This window comes from Streptomyces sp. NPDC002888 (assembly GCF_042888465.1).
Classification (GTDB): domain Bacteria; phylum Actinomycetota; class Actinomycetes; order Streptomycetales; family Streptomycetaceae; genus Streptomyces.
Genome location: NZ_JBIAPU010000010.1, coordinates 70,259 through 83,172 on the forward strand (window position 1 = coordinate 70,259; position 12,914 = coordinate 83,172).

General features: G+C 71.5%; 11 protein-coding genes. 2 read left to right on the top strand and 9 right to left on the bottom strand.

Annotation, left to right across the window (positions count from 1 at the left end; translation table 11 throughout):
- Window positions 1–258: 258 nt before the first annotated feature.
- Window positions 259–1,755: an oligopeptide:H+ symporter gene (locus ACFYWX_RS18045; RefSeq protein WP_389425013.1), complete on the top strand. Its 1,497-nt coding sequence runs from the start codon at window positions 259–261 to the stop codon at window positions 1,753–1,755.
- Between the two features lie 93 nt (window positions 1,756–1,848).
- On the opposite strand, the gene ACFYWX_RS18050 is transcribed toward ACFYWX_RS18045, so the two are convergent.
- The 6 genes from ACFYWX_RS18050 to ACFYWX_RS18075 all read right to left on the bottom strand — a co-directional run bounded on the left by ACFYWX_RS18050 (window position 1,849) and on the right by ACFYWX_RS18075 (window position 7,716).
- Window positions 1,849–3,150: a hypothetical protein gene (locus tag ACFYWX_RS18050; RefSeq protein WP_389425014.1), complete on the bottom strand. Its 1,302-nt coding sequence runs from the start codon at window positions 3,148–3,150 to the stop codon at window positions 1,849–1,851.
- On the bottom strand, window positions 3,147–4,253 hold the full coding sequence (locus tag ACFYWX_RS18055) for a hypothetical protein (RefSeq protein ID WP_389425015.1): 1,107 nt from the start codon (window positions 4,251–4,253) through the stop codon (window positions 3,147–3,149). Before ACFYWX_RS18055 ends, ACFYWX_RS18050 begins: the two co-directional genes overlap by 4 nt.
- On the bottom strand, window positions 4,250–5,092 hold the full coding sequence (locus ACFYWX_RS18060) for a hypothetical protein (RefSeq protein WP_389425016.1): 843 nt from the start codon (window positions 5,090–5,092) through the stop codon (window positions 4,250–4,252). Before ACFYWX_RS18060 ends, ACFYWX_RS18055 begins: the two co-directional genes overlap by 4 nt.
- Window positions 5,093–5,176: 84 nt before the next feature.
- A complete protein-coding gene (locus ACFYWX_RS18065; protein ID WP_389425017.1) occupies window positions 5,177–5,884 on the bottom strand; it encodes an LPXTG cell wall anchor domain-containing protein in 708 nt (235 codons plus the stop codon).
- Between the two features lie 443 nt (window positions 5,885–6,327).
- Window positions 6,328–6,990 carry an ATP-binding protein gene (locus ACFYWX_RS18070; protein ID WP_389425018.1) on the bottom strand — a complete coding sequence of 221 codons (663 nt, stop codon included), beginning with the start codon at window positions 6,988–6,990 and terminating at the stop codon, window positions 6,328–6,330.
- A 348-nt stretch (window positions 6,991–7,338) separates the two neighbouring features.
- Window positions 7,339–7,716 carry an STAS domain-containing protein gene (locus ACFYWX_RS18075; protein WP_133928635.1) on the bottom strand — a complete coding sequence of 126 codons (378 nt, stop codon included), beginning with the start codon at window positions 7,714–7,716 and terminating at the stop codon, window positions 7,339–7,341.
- A 249-nt stretch (window positions 7,717–7,965) separates the two neighbouring features.
- Between ACFYWX_RS18075 and ACFYWX_RS18080 the strand changes: the two genes are divergently transcribed.
- A complete protein-coding gene (locus ACFYWX_RS18080) occupies window positions 7,966–8,883 on the top strand; it encodes an RNA polymerase sigma factor SigF (protein WP_389425019.1) in 918 nt (305 codons plus the stop codon).
- A gap of 78 nt (window positions 8,884–8,961) precedes the next feature.
- Here the strand turns inward: ACFYWX_RS18080 and hutI are convergent, their stop codons facing one another.
- From hutI to ACFYWX_RS18095, 3 genes are read right to left on the bottom strand one after another with little or no spacing between them, the layout of a single operon-like run.
- Complete coding sequence (gene hutI / locus ACFYWX_RS18085; protein ID WP_389425020.1) at window positions 8,962–10,257, bottom strand: imidazolonepropionase; 1,296 nt, start codon at window positions 10,255–10,257, stop codon at window positions 8,962–8,964.
- Complete coding sequence (locus ACFYWX_RS18090; protein ID WP_389425193.1) at window positions 10,254–11,594, bottom strand: formimidoylglutamate deiminase; 1,341 nt, start codon at window positions 11,592–11,594, stop codon at window positions 10,254–10,256. The genes hutI and ACFYWX_RS18090 overlap by 4 nt, the downstream gene beginning before the upstream one ends.
- The gene (locus ACFYWX_RS18095; protein ID WP_389425194.1) at window positions 11,585–12,787 is read right to left on the bottom strand and encodes an allantoate amidohydrolase; all 1,203 of its coding nucleotides are present in this window, start codon (window positions 12,785–12,787) and stop codon (window positions 11,585–11,587) included. The genes ACFYWX_RS18090 and ACFYWX_RS18095 overlap by 10 nt, the downstream gene beginning before the upstream one ends.
- Between the last annotated feature and the right edge of the window lie 127 nt (window positions 12,788–12,914).

Sequence of the window (12,914 nt, forward strand, 5' to 3'; positions counted from 1 at the left end):
CCGCCGCGATCTTGGTACGGACCTACGGTCGCGGGGTGTCATCCTGGTAGGGACCTTCGAAACAGCGCCCAGGTTCCATGATCCCCTGTGATCCCTGTCTCAAGTCCTTCCATATCCGGCAGTGTGCTGTCGTATGGTGAATCTACGCCTGTAGCACCGTGGGGACCTTTGGCGCTCATCTGACGCTGAAGGTCTCTTTTGTGTGCGGGGCCGGCGACCGTCGGCCTCGAAAGGAAAGCCCCCCAGCAAGGAACGACCATGCCGTCCAGCCTGACGAAGGACTCGGTCCGCCCGGGCACCCCCGGATCCGGGAAGACCTTCTTCGGCCACCCACGAGGACTGGCCACTCTCTTCATGACCGAGATGTGGGAGCGCTTCTCCTACTACGGCATGAGGGCCCTGCTCCCGCTGTACCTGGTGGCACCGGGCGGGCTGCACCTGAGCGCGGGATCGGCCACCGCGATCTACTCGGTGTACCTGTCCCTCGTGTACCTGCTCACCCTCCCCGGCGGCTGGTTCGCGGACCGTGTCCTCGGCCCCCGCAAGACGGTCGCCGTCGCGGGCGCGGTCATCATGCTGGGCCACCTGACCCTGGCCCTGCCGAACTCCGGCACGTTCTACGCCGGCCTCGGTCTGGTCGCGATCGGTTCCGGTCTGCTGAAGGCCAACATCTCCACGATGGTCGGCCACCTCTACGACGGCCCGCAGGACCCGCGCCGCGACGGTGGCTTCACGATCTTCTACATCGGCATCAACCTCGGCGCCTTCGCGGCCCCGCTGGTCATCGGCACCATCGGTGAGAACGTCAACTGGCACCTGGGCTTCGCGCTCGCCGCGCTCGGCATGGCGCTGGGTCTCGCCCAGTTCCTGCTCGGCAGCCGCCACCTGGACGCGCGCTCGAACGTCGTCCCGACGCCGCTGTCGGCCGAGGAGAAGGCGGCCACGCTGCGCAAGTCGGCGCTGTGGGCGGGCGTCGCGATCGTCTTCTACGCGATCGTCGGCTTCTCGGGCCACTACACGCTGAACTGGCTGCTGGTCCCGATCACCCTCGCCGGTGTGATCATTCCGGTCCTGGTCATCGCCCGCATCAAGCGGGACAAGGAACTGGACCGCGTCGAGCAGTCGAAGATGTCCGCGTACATCTGGTTCTTCGTGGCCGCGGCCGTGTTCTGGATGATCTACGACCAGGGCGGCTCGACGGTGTCGCTGTTCGCCGAGTCGTCCGCGAAGAACACCGTCTTCGGCTGGGACTTCCCGGTCTCCTGGTACCAGTCGGTCAACCCGGTCATGATCATGGCGCTGGCTCCGGTCTTCGCCTGGGCGTGGCTGGCGCTGGCGCGGCGCGGCAAGGAGCCGAGCACGGCCGTGAAGTTCACGATGGGCCTGCTCCTGATCGGTACGTCGTTCTTCCTGTTCCTCGCGCCGCTGTCGATCGCCGAGGGCGGTCACAAGGCGGCCGCGCTGTGGCTGGTGGCGATCTACTTCGTCCAGACCGTCGGTGAGCTGACCGTCTCCCCGGTCGGCCTGTCCGTCACGACGAAGATGGCTCCCGCGAAGTACGCCTCCCAGATGATGGGCGTCTGGTTCCTCGCCGTCACCGCCGGTGACGCCACGACCGGCCTGCTCTCCATCGCGGGCGTCGACCTCAACAGGTCGGGCATCGTGGCGCTGGAGGCGGCCCTCGCCGTCATCGCCGGCGTGGCGGTGTGGATGTACCGCAAGCGGGTCAAGGAGCTCATGGGCGACGTCAACTGAGGCGACGTTCCCACGGAGGGCCACCGCATCCTCGGGGTGCGGTGGCCCTCCTGGCGTTGGTAGGGGGTGTTCCTCAGCTGTACGGGGTGTTCCTCAGCGCGTGCGCCTGCCCGGCAGGAACGTGAAGACCGCGCCACCCAGGAGAACCGCCGTGCCGGCGACCAGCGCGAGGGCCTTGAGGGTGCCGTGGTCGCCGGCGCCGGTCTCGGCGAGGCCGCCCGAGGTCGACGTACCACCCGAACTCCCGGAGGAGCCGCCCGAGGTCGAGGAGCCGCCGGAGGCGCCGCCGGGCTGCTCGGTGGTGTCGAGGGTCAGGGAGACCTCCGACTTCTTCGGGGTGCAGGTCGTGGTCGTGCCGAGAGCCTTGATCGTCAGGACACCGGGCGACAGCGTCGACTTTCCGTTCGCGCCCGGCTTGTAGGTGCCGGTCAGGTCGGGGATCTCGATCGGGTCGCCCGCCTTGATGTCCGCCGCGTTGGCCGGGCCCGTCACCTGCACCGTCCCGCTGTCGGCGCCGCCCAGGACGACCTGCATCGACGGCTCGACCGAGCCCTTGGGGATGTTGGCCGGGCTGTCCATCACGGACTTCCCGAACTTCACGGTGAGGCCGTAACTCCCGCCGTTCTTCTTGGCGTTGATCTGGACCGGTGAGGTCGCCTCCTTGTTGCCGATGGGCGTCTTGCAGGCGTAGGGGACCTGGACCTCCTTGCCGGTGAAGTCGGTCTGCCCGCTGTCGCTCGCGCTCGTGGTCGGCGACGGGCTCGCCGATCCGCTGGGCGTGCCGGACGGGGTCGGCGAGGTCGAGGGCGAGCCCGTCGGATCGGGCGTGGTGCTCGGCGTGCCGCTGCTCCCTTCGGTGACCGTGATGGTCGCCGCCGGCTGCACGGCCTGTGTCGGCGCGCACTTGGTGTCGGTCCCCATGGCGTTGACCACGTACGCGTCCGGTGTCAGCGTCACCTGCCCCGCCGTCGTGACCTTCAGCGTGCCCTTCATGTCGGACAGCACCATGGCGCCGCCCTTGGGGATCGCCGGGTTCTCGCGCGGCCCCTGCATCGCGACGTCCGCGGCCTGCGCGCCGGCCGCCTTGAGGGTGCCGGACGGCTGGACCGAGTTCGCGGGCAGGTCGATGATGTCGGGGTTCTTCGAGGCGGCCTGGGTGAACTTCCAGACGATGTCGACGGTGTCGCCGACCTTCGCCGTCGCCGGTGCGGTGATCTCGACCTTGGTGGTGCCCTCGATATCGGGCAGGCCGATGCCGGCCGGCGGGATGCACTTGGTCGCGTACGACACCTCGGCGGCCTGTGCCGGGGCGGCCACGGCCACTCCCAGCAGCACGGCCGCGCCGCCGCACGCCAGCGCGACGCCCGCCGCGCCCGCTCTCCTTCGCGTTCTCACATGGGTCCCTTCGTGGTGGGAGTCGTAGGACTCGTCGGGCTGTCGTCGTGCGGTGCGGTGAGCCGGCCGGCCGTGCCCGGGTCGGAGTCCGGGGTGAACCACGGCAGGGTCGAGGTCGTCGGGGACGCGCTGTCGGCGGCGCCGAACCTCGGCAGGCGCAGGGTGCGTTCGGGCAGGCGCGGGCCGCGGTGCCGGACACCACCGGGCCGCGGCCGGCGTACCCCGCCGGGCCCCGGCCTCCGGGGCCGGACCCGGTCCACCACGGCCATCCCGATGCGGAAGAGGGCTGTCGGCACGACCAGGCAGAGCAGGATCCAGAACAGGGTCACGCCCCAGGGGCGGCCGACGCCCCACGGCTGCTCGGCGAGGACTTTCCCGCCGTACTTCAGCGACACCGTGTAGTCGCCGTGCGCCCCGGCCGTGAGTTCGACCGGCAGTCTGATCCGTGCCTTCGCGCCGGGTGCGAGGGTGCCGCGCCACTGCTGTTCCTGCCACTGCGGGGCGAACACGCCGTGCGCGGTGCCGACCTGGAAGACGGGGTTCTTCACGGTGCCGGAACCGACGTTGCCGACGGTGAGGACGAGCGTGCGGGCCGGTGGCGCCCCGAACCAGGTCAGCAGCCCGCTGGAGCCTTCGAGCCGGGTGTCGGTGAGCACGGAGAGGCGCCCGCCGGTCGTCTGCGCGGGCAGCGGCTCGACCGGGTGCCCGGCGACCTGGAAGACGGCGTCCGCCTCCGCCTTCGCCCCCGTCACGGTCGCCACGTGCACCACACAGGGGCACGGCACCGGCGGTTCGGTCACCGGCAGCTTTCTGCTGAACCGTCCGTCGGAGTCGGTGGTGACGGCCCGGCCGTCCGCGTTGGCGCAGGAGTTGGTACCGCCGGGCACACCGCGCGAGGGCACGGACTGCCCGCAGACCAGCATCATCAGCAGCGCCCGCGGAGGCCAGCCACTACCGCTGACGGTGATCGAACCCCCGGTCCCCGCCTGCGCCTCGGACAGCTTCACGGTCGGCCCGTCCGCCGCGGCCGTCCCCGCCAGGGGCAAAAGGAGCAGCGCGAGCACCGCCGCCAGCGCGGTCGCGATCCGCAGCTTCCCGCTCACGTCACCGCTCCCGTCAACTCGGCTTCCGCACGCGGGGATCCGGGCGCTTGCTCCGCCGGCTCACGACCCCCGCGCCGCCGCGAGGCCCCGGCTGCCACGAGGAGCAGGGCGCCGGCCGCGGTGCCCGCCACCGCGCCCCACGGCACGAACCGCGCGGAGGTCCGGGCCGTGTCGTGCGCGCCGCCCGCCGCCGTCACCGTCAGCCGGACGTCGACCGCGTCCAGGGCGGGCCGGTCGGGCCACGGCTCGTCGAGCTTCAGGCGGCTGCCCGGGGCGAGTTCGACGGGCAGGGTGCGCGGGGCGCGGTCGAGGACCCGGCCGAGCATGCCGTCCGCGCGCACCGCGAGCCTCGGTACGAGTGCCGTGGTGCCCCGGTTGACCAGCTCGTACGTGATGCGGTCGCCGCGCACGGCCACGCGTTCCACGGTCAGCGCGGACAGTTCGGGCCCGCCGGTCCGCAGCAGCAGCCGTACGCCGCCCCGCCGGCCGTCGGCATCCCGGGCGACGATCGCGCCCGTACGGTCGCCGGGCGCGCTCCCGGCGGGGACGGTCACGGTGAAGGGGACGTCGGCGCGGGTGCGGGCGGGGATCCGTACGGCGGTCTCGGCGAAGGCGACCGGCACGCCGGTGCCGGTCAGCCGTACGGTGACCGGTCGCGTGTCCCGGTTGGTCACGGACACCGTGTCCCGCAGGACCGTCCCGGGCGCGCCCTCCGCGTAGAAGGACGGCCGCCCGCTGCCGGAGGGCGCGAGGGACCAGCCGTCGGCTGCGGTGGCGGCGGGGGTCGTGCCCAGGACGCACAGCGCGGCCAGGAGCAGGACACGGGCGGCGTACGGCATCGGCGGCTCCAGCGGTCGTGTCGGCTCCGGTGGTCGGAGCGACTCCGGCGGTCGTGTCAGCTCCGGCGGTCGTGTCGACGGTGGTCAGCGGTGTGCGCGCGCCGTCTGGTTGCGGCGGGTCAGCCACAGGGCACCCGCGGCGCCCGCGAGGAGCACGGTGCCGCCGAGCGTGCCGAGGGCGACGGCGGAGTCCTCGGGGCCGGTCTGCGGGAGCTCGGCGCCGGAGTCGCCGCCGCTCCCGGTTCCGCCGCTCTGTGGGGCGCCCCCCGAGCCGCCGCCGGACGCCGCCGTCACATCGAGGGTGAGGGAGGCACCGGGGTTGTTGGTGGGGGTGCACGTCGTGGTCGTACCGAGGGCCTTGATGGTGAGCACACCGGCCGTGAAGGTGACCTTGCCGGTCTTCTTCGGGGTGTACGTGCCCGACAGGTCGCTGATCTTGATCGGGGTGTCGGCCGGGATCGCGGCCTGGTTGGCGGAGCCGGTGACGGCCAGGGTGCCGCTGTCGGCGCCGCCCAGCTTGACGGTGGCGCTCGGGTTCATCGCGCCCTTGCCCAGTTCGACGGGGCTGGACGAGACGCCCTTCTGCCAGGACATGGTGATCTTGTAGCCGGAGCCGCTCTTTACGCCCTTGATGTCGATGGGCGAGACGGCGCTCTTGTCGCCGATGGGCGTCTTGCAGGCGTAGTTGACGTCGACGACCTCGGCCCGGGCCACCGGGGCGGCCCCCCACACCGCCGAGCCGGCCAGGGCCGCGACAGTCGCGAGCGAGGCGGTTCGCTTCTGATACGACACGGTCCCCTCATTCCTGACGGCACATCAGATCGGGCCGTCAAGGTACGCCCGGGTACGTGAGGAAGGAAGACACGGGGCGGGCCGGAGTTGTGGGCATCCGGGGTGGGTGCGGGACGGGGATCGGGACAGCCCGAGGGGATGTGCCGGGCTGACGAGTGCGCGAGCGTCTGCAAGGCCGGTGCGGTGCGGCATGCGGTTGTCGGATGTGCCACACCGGGCGGCGCCTGCATCCCGGGGCCGAGCGGGCGCAGTTCAGCCGACTCCACGGACGCCTGGCGAGCCACGCGGATACCGGCGGGACGGCGCGGGCACGCAGGGCGGTGCGGCGCGTGCGCGGCGACGCGGCGTGCGCGGCGACGCCGGCAGGCGCAGGGTGGTGCGGCATGTGCGGGTGGCGCCGGCAGGCGTAGGGCGGTGCGGGCTCCCGTGAAGCGCCGGAGGTGTTACGCCGGGGCGCCCAGTTCCGCCCAGACCTTCTTGCCCGCCACGCCGGGGGTGCGGACGACGCCCCAGTCCAGGCAGAGGCGCTGCACGATGAACATGCCGTGGCCGCCGGGGCGGCCGGCGCGGTGGGGGGTCCGGGGGGCCGGCTGGCCGGTGCCGCGGTCGGAGACCTCGACGCGGATCACCTTGTTGTCGCAGCCGATCTGCAGCTCGTCCGGTCCCTCGGCGTGCAGGCAGGCGTTGGTGACCAGCTCGGACACGACGAGCAGCACGTCCTCGGCGGCGGCCCGCTGGTCGGCGGTCGCGGCGGGCAGCCAGCCCCACGCGTACAGCGCCTGGCGGGCGAAGTCGCGGGCGAGCGGGACGACGCCGCTCGCGCCGTCGAAGCTCAGCCGGCGGACCTGCCGGCCCGGCGATGCCGCTCCGGTCGAGGGCGTTCCGGTCGGGCCCGGCGCCGCGGTCGCCCCCGGTCCGCCTGATGTCTCCACGGCCCCCGGCGCCCCCGACGGGACGGACGGCACGGCCGTGCCGTCGCCGGACACACCGCCCCCCGGCACGCTCCCCGGGGTCGCCCCGGACCCCGGCGCGCCGCCTCCCTGGAACGCCCCGGAAGCGCCGCTGGGCTCGGGGGAGCCCGGCGAGTAAGGCCGGGTGGTGCTCATCAGCGCTTCACCTCACCGATTCACCAGTTCACGATTCAAAAGTCATTCTGTCCGGTCAGTCAGTACACACGGCTCTTGCAGTACACACGGTTCCGGCCCGGTCCGCCGCCGATCCTCCCGGATTCACGGCCGGCCGTCCTCGATTCTGGCGCCGGAACGCCGGTACCGCGTCCTCCCGTCACCTTGCCGCCGACATGTTCAGGATGTCTCCTGCCCGTGCGAACCGGCAGAACACCCCTCTTTTCGGCGCCGATGGTGTGACGTAGGGGACGCACCGTCGTACGAGTGCCAGGGGAACGGCGATGAGCAGGCACGACGGCCGGGCGCCTCACCGTCCCGTCCGCCGGGTCAGCCGGCGTCGCCGGCCAGGGCCGCCTCGACCGTGTCGTGCACGGTGAAGACCGCGTCCGCCCCGGTGATCTCGAAGACCCGGGCCACCACGGGCAGCATCCCAGCGAGATGCACCCCGCCTCCGGCGGCCTCCGCCTTCAGCCGGGCGCCGAGCAGTACGTTCAATCCGGTGGAGTCGCAGAACTCCAGCCGTGAACAGTCGACGACCAGCCGACTGAAGCCCTTGTCGAGGCAGTCCTCAAGTGGTTCACGCAACAAATCGGCCGTGTGGTGATCCAACTCACCTGCCGGAGTCACGACGGCGCTGGAGCCTTCTTGCCGCACCTCCACCAGAAGCCGGCCCGACTGTGCGCTGCCGACCGTCCCGTGGTCCATGCCGTCTCTCTCCCGAGGTCGTGGCTGCTGACTGACGCCCTCGAACACTACGCCTTCCTCACACACTCCGACACCCGAACAACCACCCACAAACGGACATTTGCGAACGAAACGCACTTGCGAGGGGCTCGGGAAAGCGGGTAGGGCTAGTAAGTACACGTAACCGACACGGCCGGCTTTGGAGGCGCCGCACACCGCAGTGCACGAACTGGCTCCGGCAGCCATATGCCGAGAACGATGGAGGACATCATGTCACCCCGGCTCGACGCCTCGCATACCCAGACGGCGACGTCGACACCCCCTCCGGAACATCTGAATCCCATCGAACAGGACCACGGCACACACGCCGAGCACGACAACTTCCTGTCCGGACTTCCGGAGATACCCCCGTACGACGAGGTCGGACCCGTCGACGCACGGGCCCTGTCCAAGACCCTCTTCGAGCGGCTGGAGTCACTCGAGGAAGGCACTCACGAATATTCGTACGTTCGCAACACCCTCGTCGAACTCAACCTCGCCCTGGTCAAGTTCGCCGCCTCCCGCTTCCGCTCCCGCAGTGAACCGCTCGAGGACATCATCCAGGTCGGCACCATCGGCCTGATCAAGGCGATCGACCGCTTCGAGCTGTCCCGTGGAGTCGAGTTCCCCACGTTTGCGATGCCAACCATCGTCGGCGAGATCAAGCGTTTCTTCCGCGACACCTCGTGGTCCGTGCGCGTCCCGCGCCGGCTGCAGGAACTCCGGCTCGACCTGGCCAAGGCCGGCGACGAGCTCGCCCAGAAACTGGACCGAGCCCCCACGGTCCAGGAACTCGCGGAGCGCCTGGGCCTGTCCAGGGACGAGGTCGTCGAGGGCATGGCGGCGTCGAACGCGTACACCGCCTCCTCCCTGGACGCCCAGCCCGAGGAGGACGACTCCGAGGGCGCGCTCGCGGACCGGATCGGCTACGAGGACCACGGAATCGAAGGCATCGAGTACGTCGAGTCGTTGAAGCCGCTCATCGCCGAACTCCCGCAGAGGGACAGAAAGATCCTCTCCCTTCGCTTCGTCGCCAACATGACCCAGTCGGAGATCGGCGACGAGCTCGGCATCTCCCAGATGCATGTCTCGCGACTGCTGTCGCGGACGCTCGTACGCCTGCGGAAGGGACTCACAGTCGAGGAGTAACCCGACACGGAGCAACAAAACCCCACAGCCTTGCCGACCTGCCTCGGCGCTCCCCCGTAGCGCTCATGGGCAGGCGGATCAGGCGACCCGTACGCCCCTGCGCCACACCTGCGACACCAGCGGGACGCCGGGGCGGTAGGCCAGGTGGACATGGCTCGGGGCGTCCAGGAGGGTCAGATCGGCGCGGGCGCCGGGGCTGAGGCGGCCGATGTCGTCGCGTCGCAGGGCCGCCGCGCCGCCCGCCGTGGCCGACCAGACGGCCTCGTCCGGGGTCATGCGCATGTCCCGGACGGCGAGCGCGATGCAGAACGGCACGGACGAGGTGAAGGACGAGCCCGGGTTGCAGTCCGTGGAGAGGGCGACCGTGGCACCCGCGTCGAGGAGACGACGGGCGTCCGGCCACTCGGCGCGCGTGGAGAACTCGGCTCCGGGGAGGAGCGTGGCGACCGTGCCGCTGTTGGCCAGGGCGTCGACGTCGGCATCCGTCAGATGGGTGCAGTGGTCGGCGCTGGCCGCGTCGAGTTCCACGGCGAGCTGGACGCCGGGGCCGTAGGACAGCTGGTTGGCGTGGATGCGGGGGTGCAGGCCCTTCTCCTTGCCCGCGGTGAGGATCGCGCGGGCCTGGTCGCCGTCGAAGGCGCCCTTCTCGCAGAAGACGTCGATCCACCGGGCGTACGGGGCGCAGGCGTCGAGCATCTCTCCGGTGACCAGCGCCACATAGGCGGCAGGGTCGTCGGCGTGGTCCGGGGAGACGATGTGGGCGCCGAGGTAGGTGACCTCGTCGGTGTGGGCGGCGGCGATACGCAGCGCGCGGGCCTCGTCCTCGACGGTCAGGCCGTAGCCGGACTTGGTCTCGAAGGTGGTCGTGCCCTGACGGAGGGCCTCGGCGAGGTAGTGCGTGAGGTTCGCCTCCAGCTCGGCGTCCGTCGCGGCGCGGGTGGCGGCGACGGTCGTACGGATACCGCCCGCGCTGTAGGGCCGGCCGGACATGCGGGCGTTGAACTCCTGCGTGCGGTCACCGGCGAAGACCAGGTGGGAGTGGGAGTCCACGAAGCCCGGCAGGACGGCCCGGCCGCCCGCGTCGACCCGATTGTCAGTGGCGGGTGCTTTGCTTTGATCACCGGTCCACGCGATGCGGTCGCCTTCGATGACGACGGCCGCGTCCTGGACCAGTCCGAGGGGGGAATTGTCACCGAGGGAGGGGTCGTTGGTGACCAGGGCGGCGATGTTGGTGATGAGCGTGCTTGCGGTGCTCGCGGAGTGGGCGGGACTGTCGGTCGTCGCGTTGCTCATGGCGTCCTTGCTGGCCTGGTCGGCGGTGGGGTGGGGTTCGGGGGCGGAGGCGGGCCGCGCGGCGGGGCGGCCCAGGGTCATCCGCGCAGGGCTGCGACGGCGTCCGCGAGGGCTTTCGGCACATCCGGTACGAGGCAGTGGACCCCGTCGCGTACGACGTGCCGGCCTCCCACGACCGTATGCGACACGTCCGCTGCCGACGCGGCGAATACAGCCGTCTCGGCCCCGAGCCGCGGAAGCGGCCCTGCTGTCCTGACCGAGTCGAGCGCGATCGTCGTGAAGTCGGCGCGTGCGCCCGGCTCCAGGATGCCCGCGTCGTCCCAGCCGAGGGCGGCGTGGCCCTCGGCGGAGGCGGCCCTCAGCAGGGCGGCGGCCGTCCAGTGGCCCCGGCTGCGGGTGCGCAGGCGCTCGTTCAGCTCCATCGCGCGTGCCTCTTCGAGCAGGTCGATCACGGCGTGGCTGTCGGAGCCGAGGGAGAGCGGGGAGCCGGCCCGCTGAAGGGCGGCGGCCGGGCCGATGCCGTCCGCCAGGTCCCGCTCCGTCGTCGGGCACATGCAGGTGCCGGTCCCGCTGCCGCCGATCAGCGCGATGTCCGTGTCCGTGAGGTGCGTGTTGTGGACGCCGGTGGTGCGCGGCCCGAGGACGCCGTGATCGGCGAGGAGCTGCGTCGGTGTGCGGCCGTGTGCTTCGCGGCAGGCGTCGTTCTCGGCGGTCTGCTCGGAGAGGTGCACGTGGAGCGGGGCCCGCCGCTCCTCGGCCCACTGCGCGACGGTCGCCAACTGCTGGGCGGGCACGGCCCGTACGGAGTGGATCGCCGCCCCGATCCGTGCGTGATCCCGTTCCTTGAGAACTGAACAGCGTTCGGCCCAGGCGTCCGCGCTGCCGTCGGAGAAGCGGAGCTGGTGGGTGTTGGGCGGCTGTCCGAAGCCGGAGGAGAGATAGGCGGTGTCGAGGAGGGTGATGCGGACACCGGCGTCGGCGGCGGCCGCGATGAGGGCCTCGCCCATCGCGTTGGGGTCGGCGTACGGGGTGCCGCCGGAGGCGTGGTGCACGTAGTGGAACTCGCCGACGCAGGTGACGCCCGCCAGCGCCATCTCCGCGTACACGGCGCGGGCGAGCGCGTGGTAGTTCTCCGGGGTGAGCCGGTCGGCCGTGGTGTACATGACCTCACGCCAGGTCCAGAAGGTGCCGGAGCCGACCTGGACGGTGCCGCGCAGGGCGCGGTGGAAGGCGTGGCTGTGTGCGTTGGCGAGGCCGGGCAGGGTGAGCCCGCGCAGGATCTCGGCGCCCGGGGGCGGGGTGTCGGTGCCCGTGCGGACATCGGTGATGCGGCCGTCGCTGATCTCCAGGGTCACGCCCGGCTCGACGTGGGTGTCGAGCCAGGCGTGCTCCAGCCAGTACGTCTGCGTCACGGGCAGACCAGTCCTTCCAGTACGTCGGCGAGTGCGAGGACCCCGGCGACGCAGTCGTCCTCGGCCGCGAACTCGGCCGGGGAGTGCGAGACACCGGTGGGGTTGCGCACGAACAGCATGGCGGTCGGGATGCTCCCGGAGAGGATCCCGGCGTCGTGTCCGGCACCGGTACCCAGGACCGGCACGTCGAGTGCCGTCTGCTTGCCGAGGATGCGGGCGAGTTCGTCGCGCAGGGCGTGGTCGAACTCCACGACGGGCGTGAAGGACTCCCGGACCACGTCGAGGTCGACGCCCTGTTCCTGCGCGTGGGCGCGCGCCGCCTCCTCCACGCCCGCGACCACCGCGTCGAGGGTTTCCTGGTCGGCGGCGCGGGAGTCGAGCCAGCCGCGGACCAGGGAGGGGATGGCGTTGACGCCGTTGGGCTCGACGGCGATCTTGCCGAAGGTGGCGACGGCACCGGCGAGTTGTGCCTCGCGGCGGGCGGCCAGGACGGTCTCGGCGTAGGACAGCATCGGGTCGCGCCGGTCCACGAGCCGGGTGGTGCCGGCGTGGTTGGCCTCGCCCCGGAAGTCGAACCGCCAGCGCCCGTGCGGCCAGATGGCACTCGCGATACCGACCCGGTCACCGGACAGGTCGAGGGCCCGCCCCTGCTCGACGTGCAGCTCGACGAACGCACCGATGCAGGCGAGCCGCTCGGGGTCCGCGCCGATGCCGTCGGGGTCGTATCCGGCGGCTTCCATGGCCTTGGGCAGCGTGACCCCGTCCCCGTCGGTCAGCTTGTGCGCCTGCCCGACGGTGAGCTGACCGGCGGTCAGCCGCGACCCGACACAGGCGAGCCCGAACCGGGCACCCTCCTCGTCACCGAAGTTGACGATGGCGAGGGGCCTGGTGAACGTGACGTCCCGCGCGCGGAGTTCATCGAGGGCGGCAAAGGAGGACACGACCCCGAGGGGCCCGTCGAAGGCCCCGCCATCGGGCACGGAGTCGAGATGCGACCCGGTGACGACGGCATCCCCTTGGGCGGGATCCCCGAGCCAGGCCCACTGATTCCCGTTCCGGTCGACCTCATAGGTCAACCCGCGAGCCCGGGCCTGCTCCTGGAACCAGGTTCGGCAGTCGGCGTCGGCAGAGGTCCAAGCGAAGCGCCGGTAGCCGTGGGAGTCGGGATGCCGGCCGATGGGGAGCAGCTCGCGCCACATGGAGTGGAAGGAACCGCCAGTCGGTACAGGCTGTGGGCAGTCGTTACGCAGGAAGGAACGGGTGGGCACAGCCGGACCCGCGCCCGGCGACGAGCCCTCGGCCCCCACCGGACGGTCACCGTCGACC

Bases quoted from the DNA above. Each gene is read 5' to 3' on its own strand.
- hutI (WP_389425020.1), bottom strand. From the start codon at position 10,257: ATGACCCTGGGCCGCCCCGCCGCGCGGCCCGCCTCCGCCCCCGAACCC.
- ACFYWX_RS18045 (WP_389425013.1), top strand. From the start codon at position 259: ATGCCGTCCAGCCTGACGAAGGACTCGGTCCGCCCGGGCACCCCCGGA.
- ACFYWX_RS18060 (WP_389425016.1), bottom strand. From the start codon at position 5,092: ATGCCGTACGCCGCCCGTGTCCTGCTCCTGGCCGCGCTGTGCGTCCTG.
- ACFYWX_RS18070 (WP_389425018.1), bottom strand. From the start codon at position 6,990: ATGAGCACCACCCGGCCTTACTCGCCGGGCTCCCCCGAGCCCAGCGGC.
- ACFYWX_RS18075 (WP_133928635.1), bottom strand. From the start codon at position 7,716: ATGGACCACGGGACGGTCGGCAGCGCACAGTCGGGCCGGCTTCTGGTG.
- ACFYWX_RS18095 (WP_389425194.1), bottom strand. From the start codon at position 12,787: ATGTGGCGCGAGCTGCTCCCCATCGGCCGGCATCCCGACTCCCACGGC.
- ACFYWX_RS18080 (WP_389425019.1), top strand. From the start codon at position 7,966: ATGTCACCCCGGCTCGACGCCTCGCATACCCAGACGGCGACGTCGACA.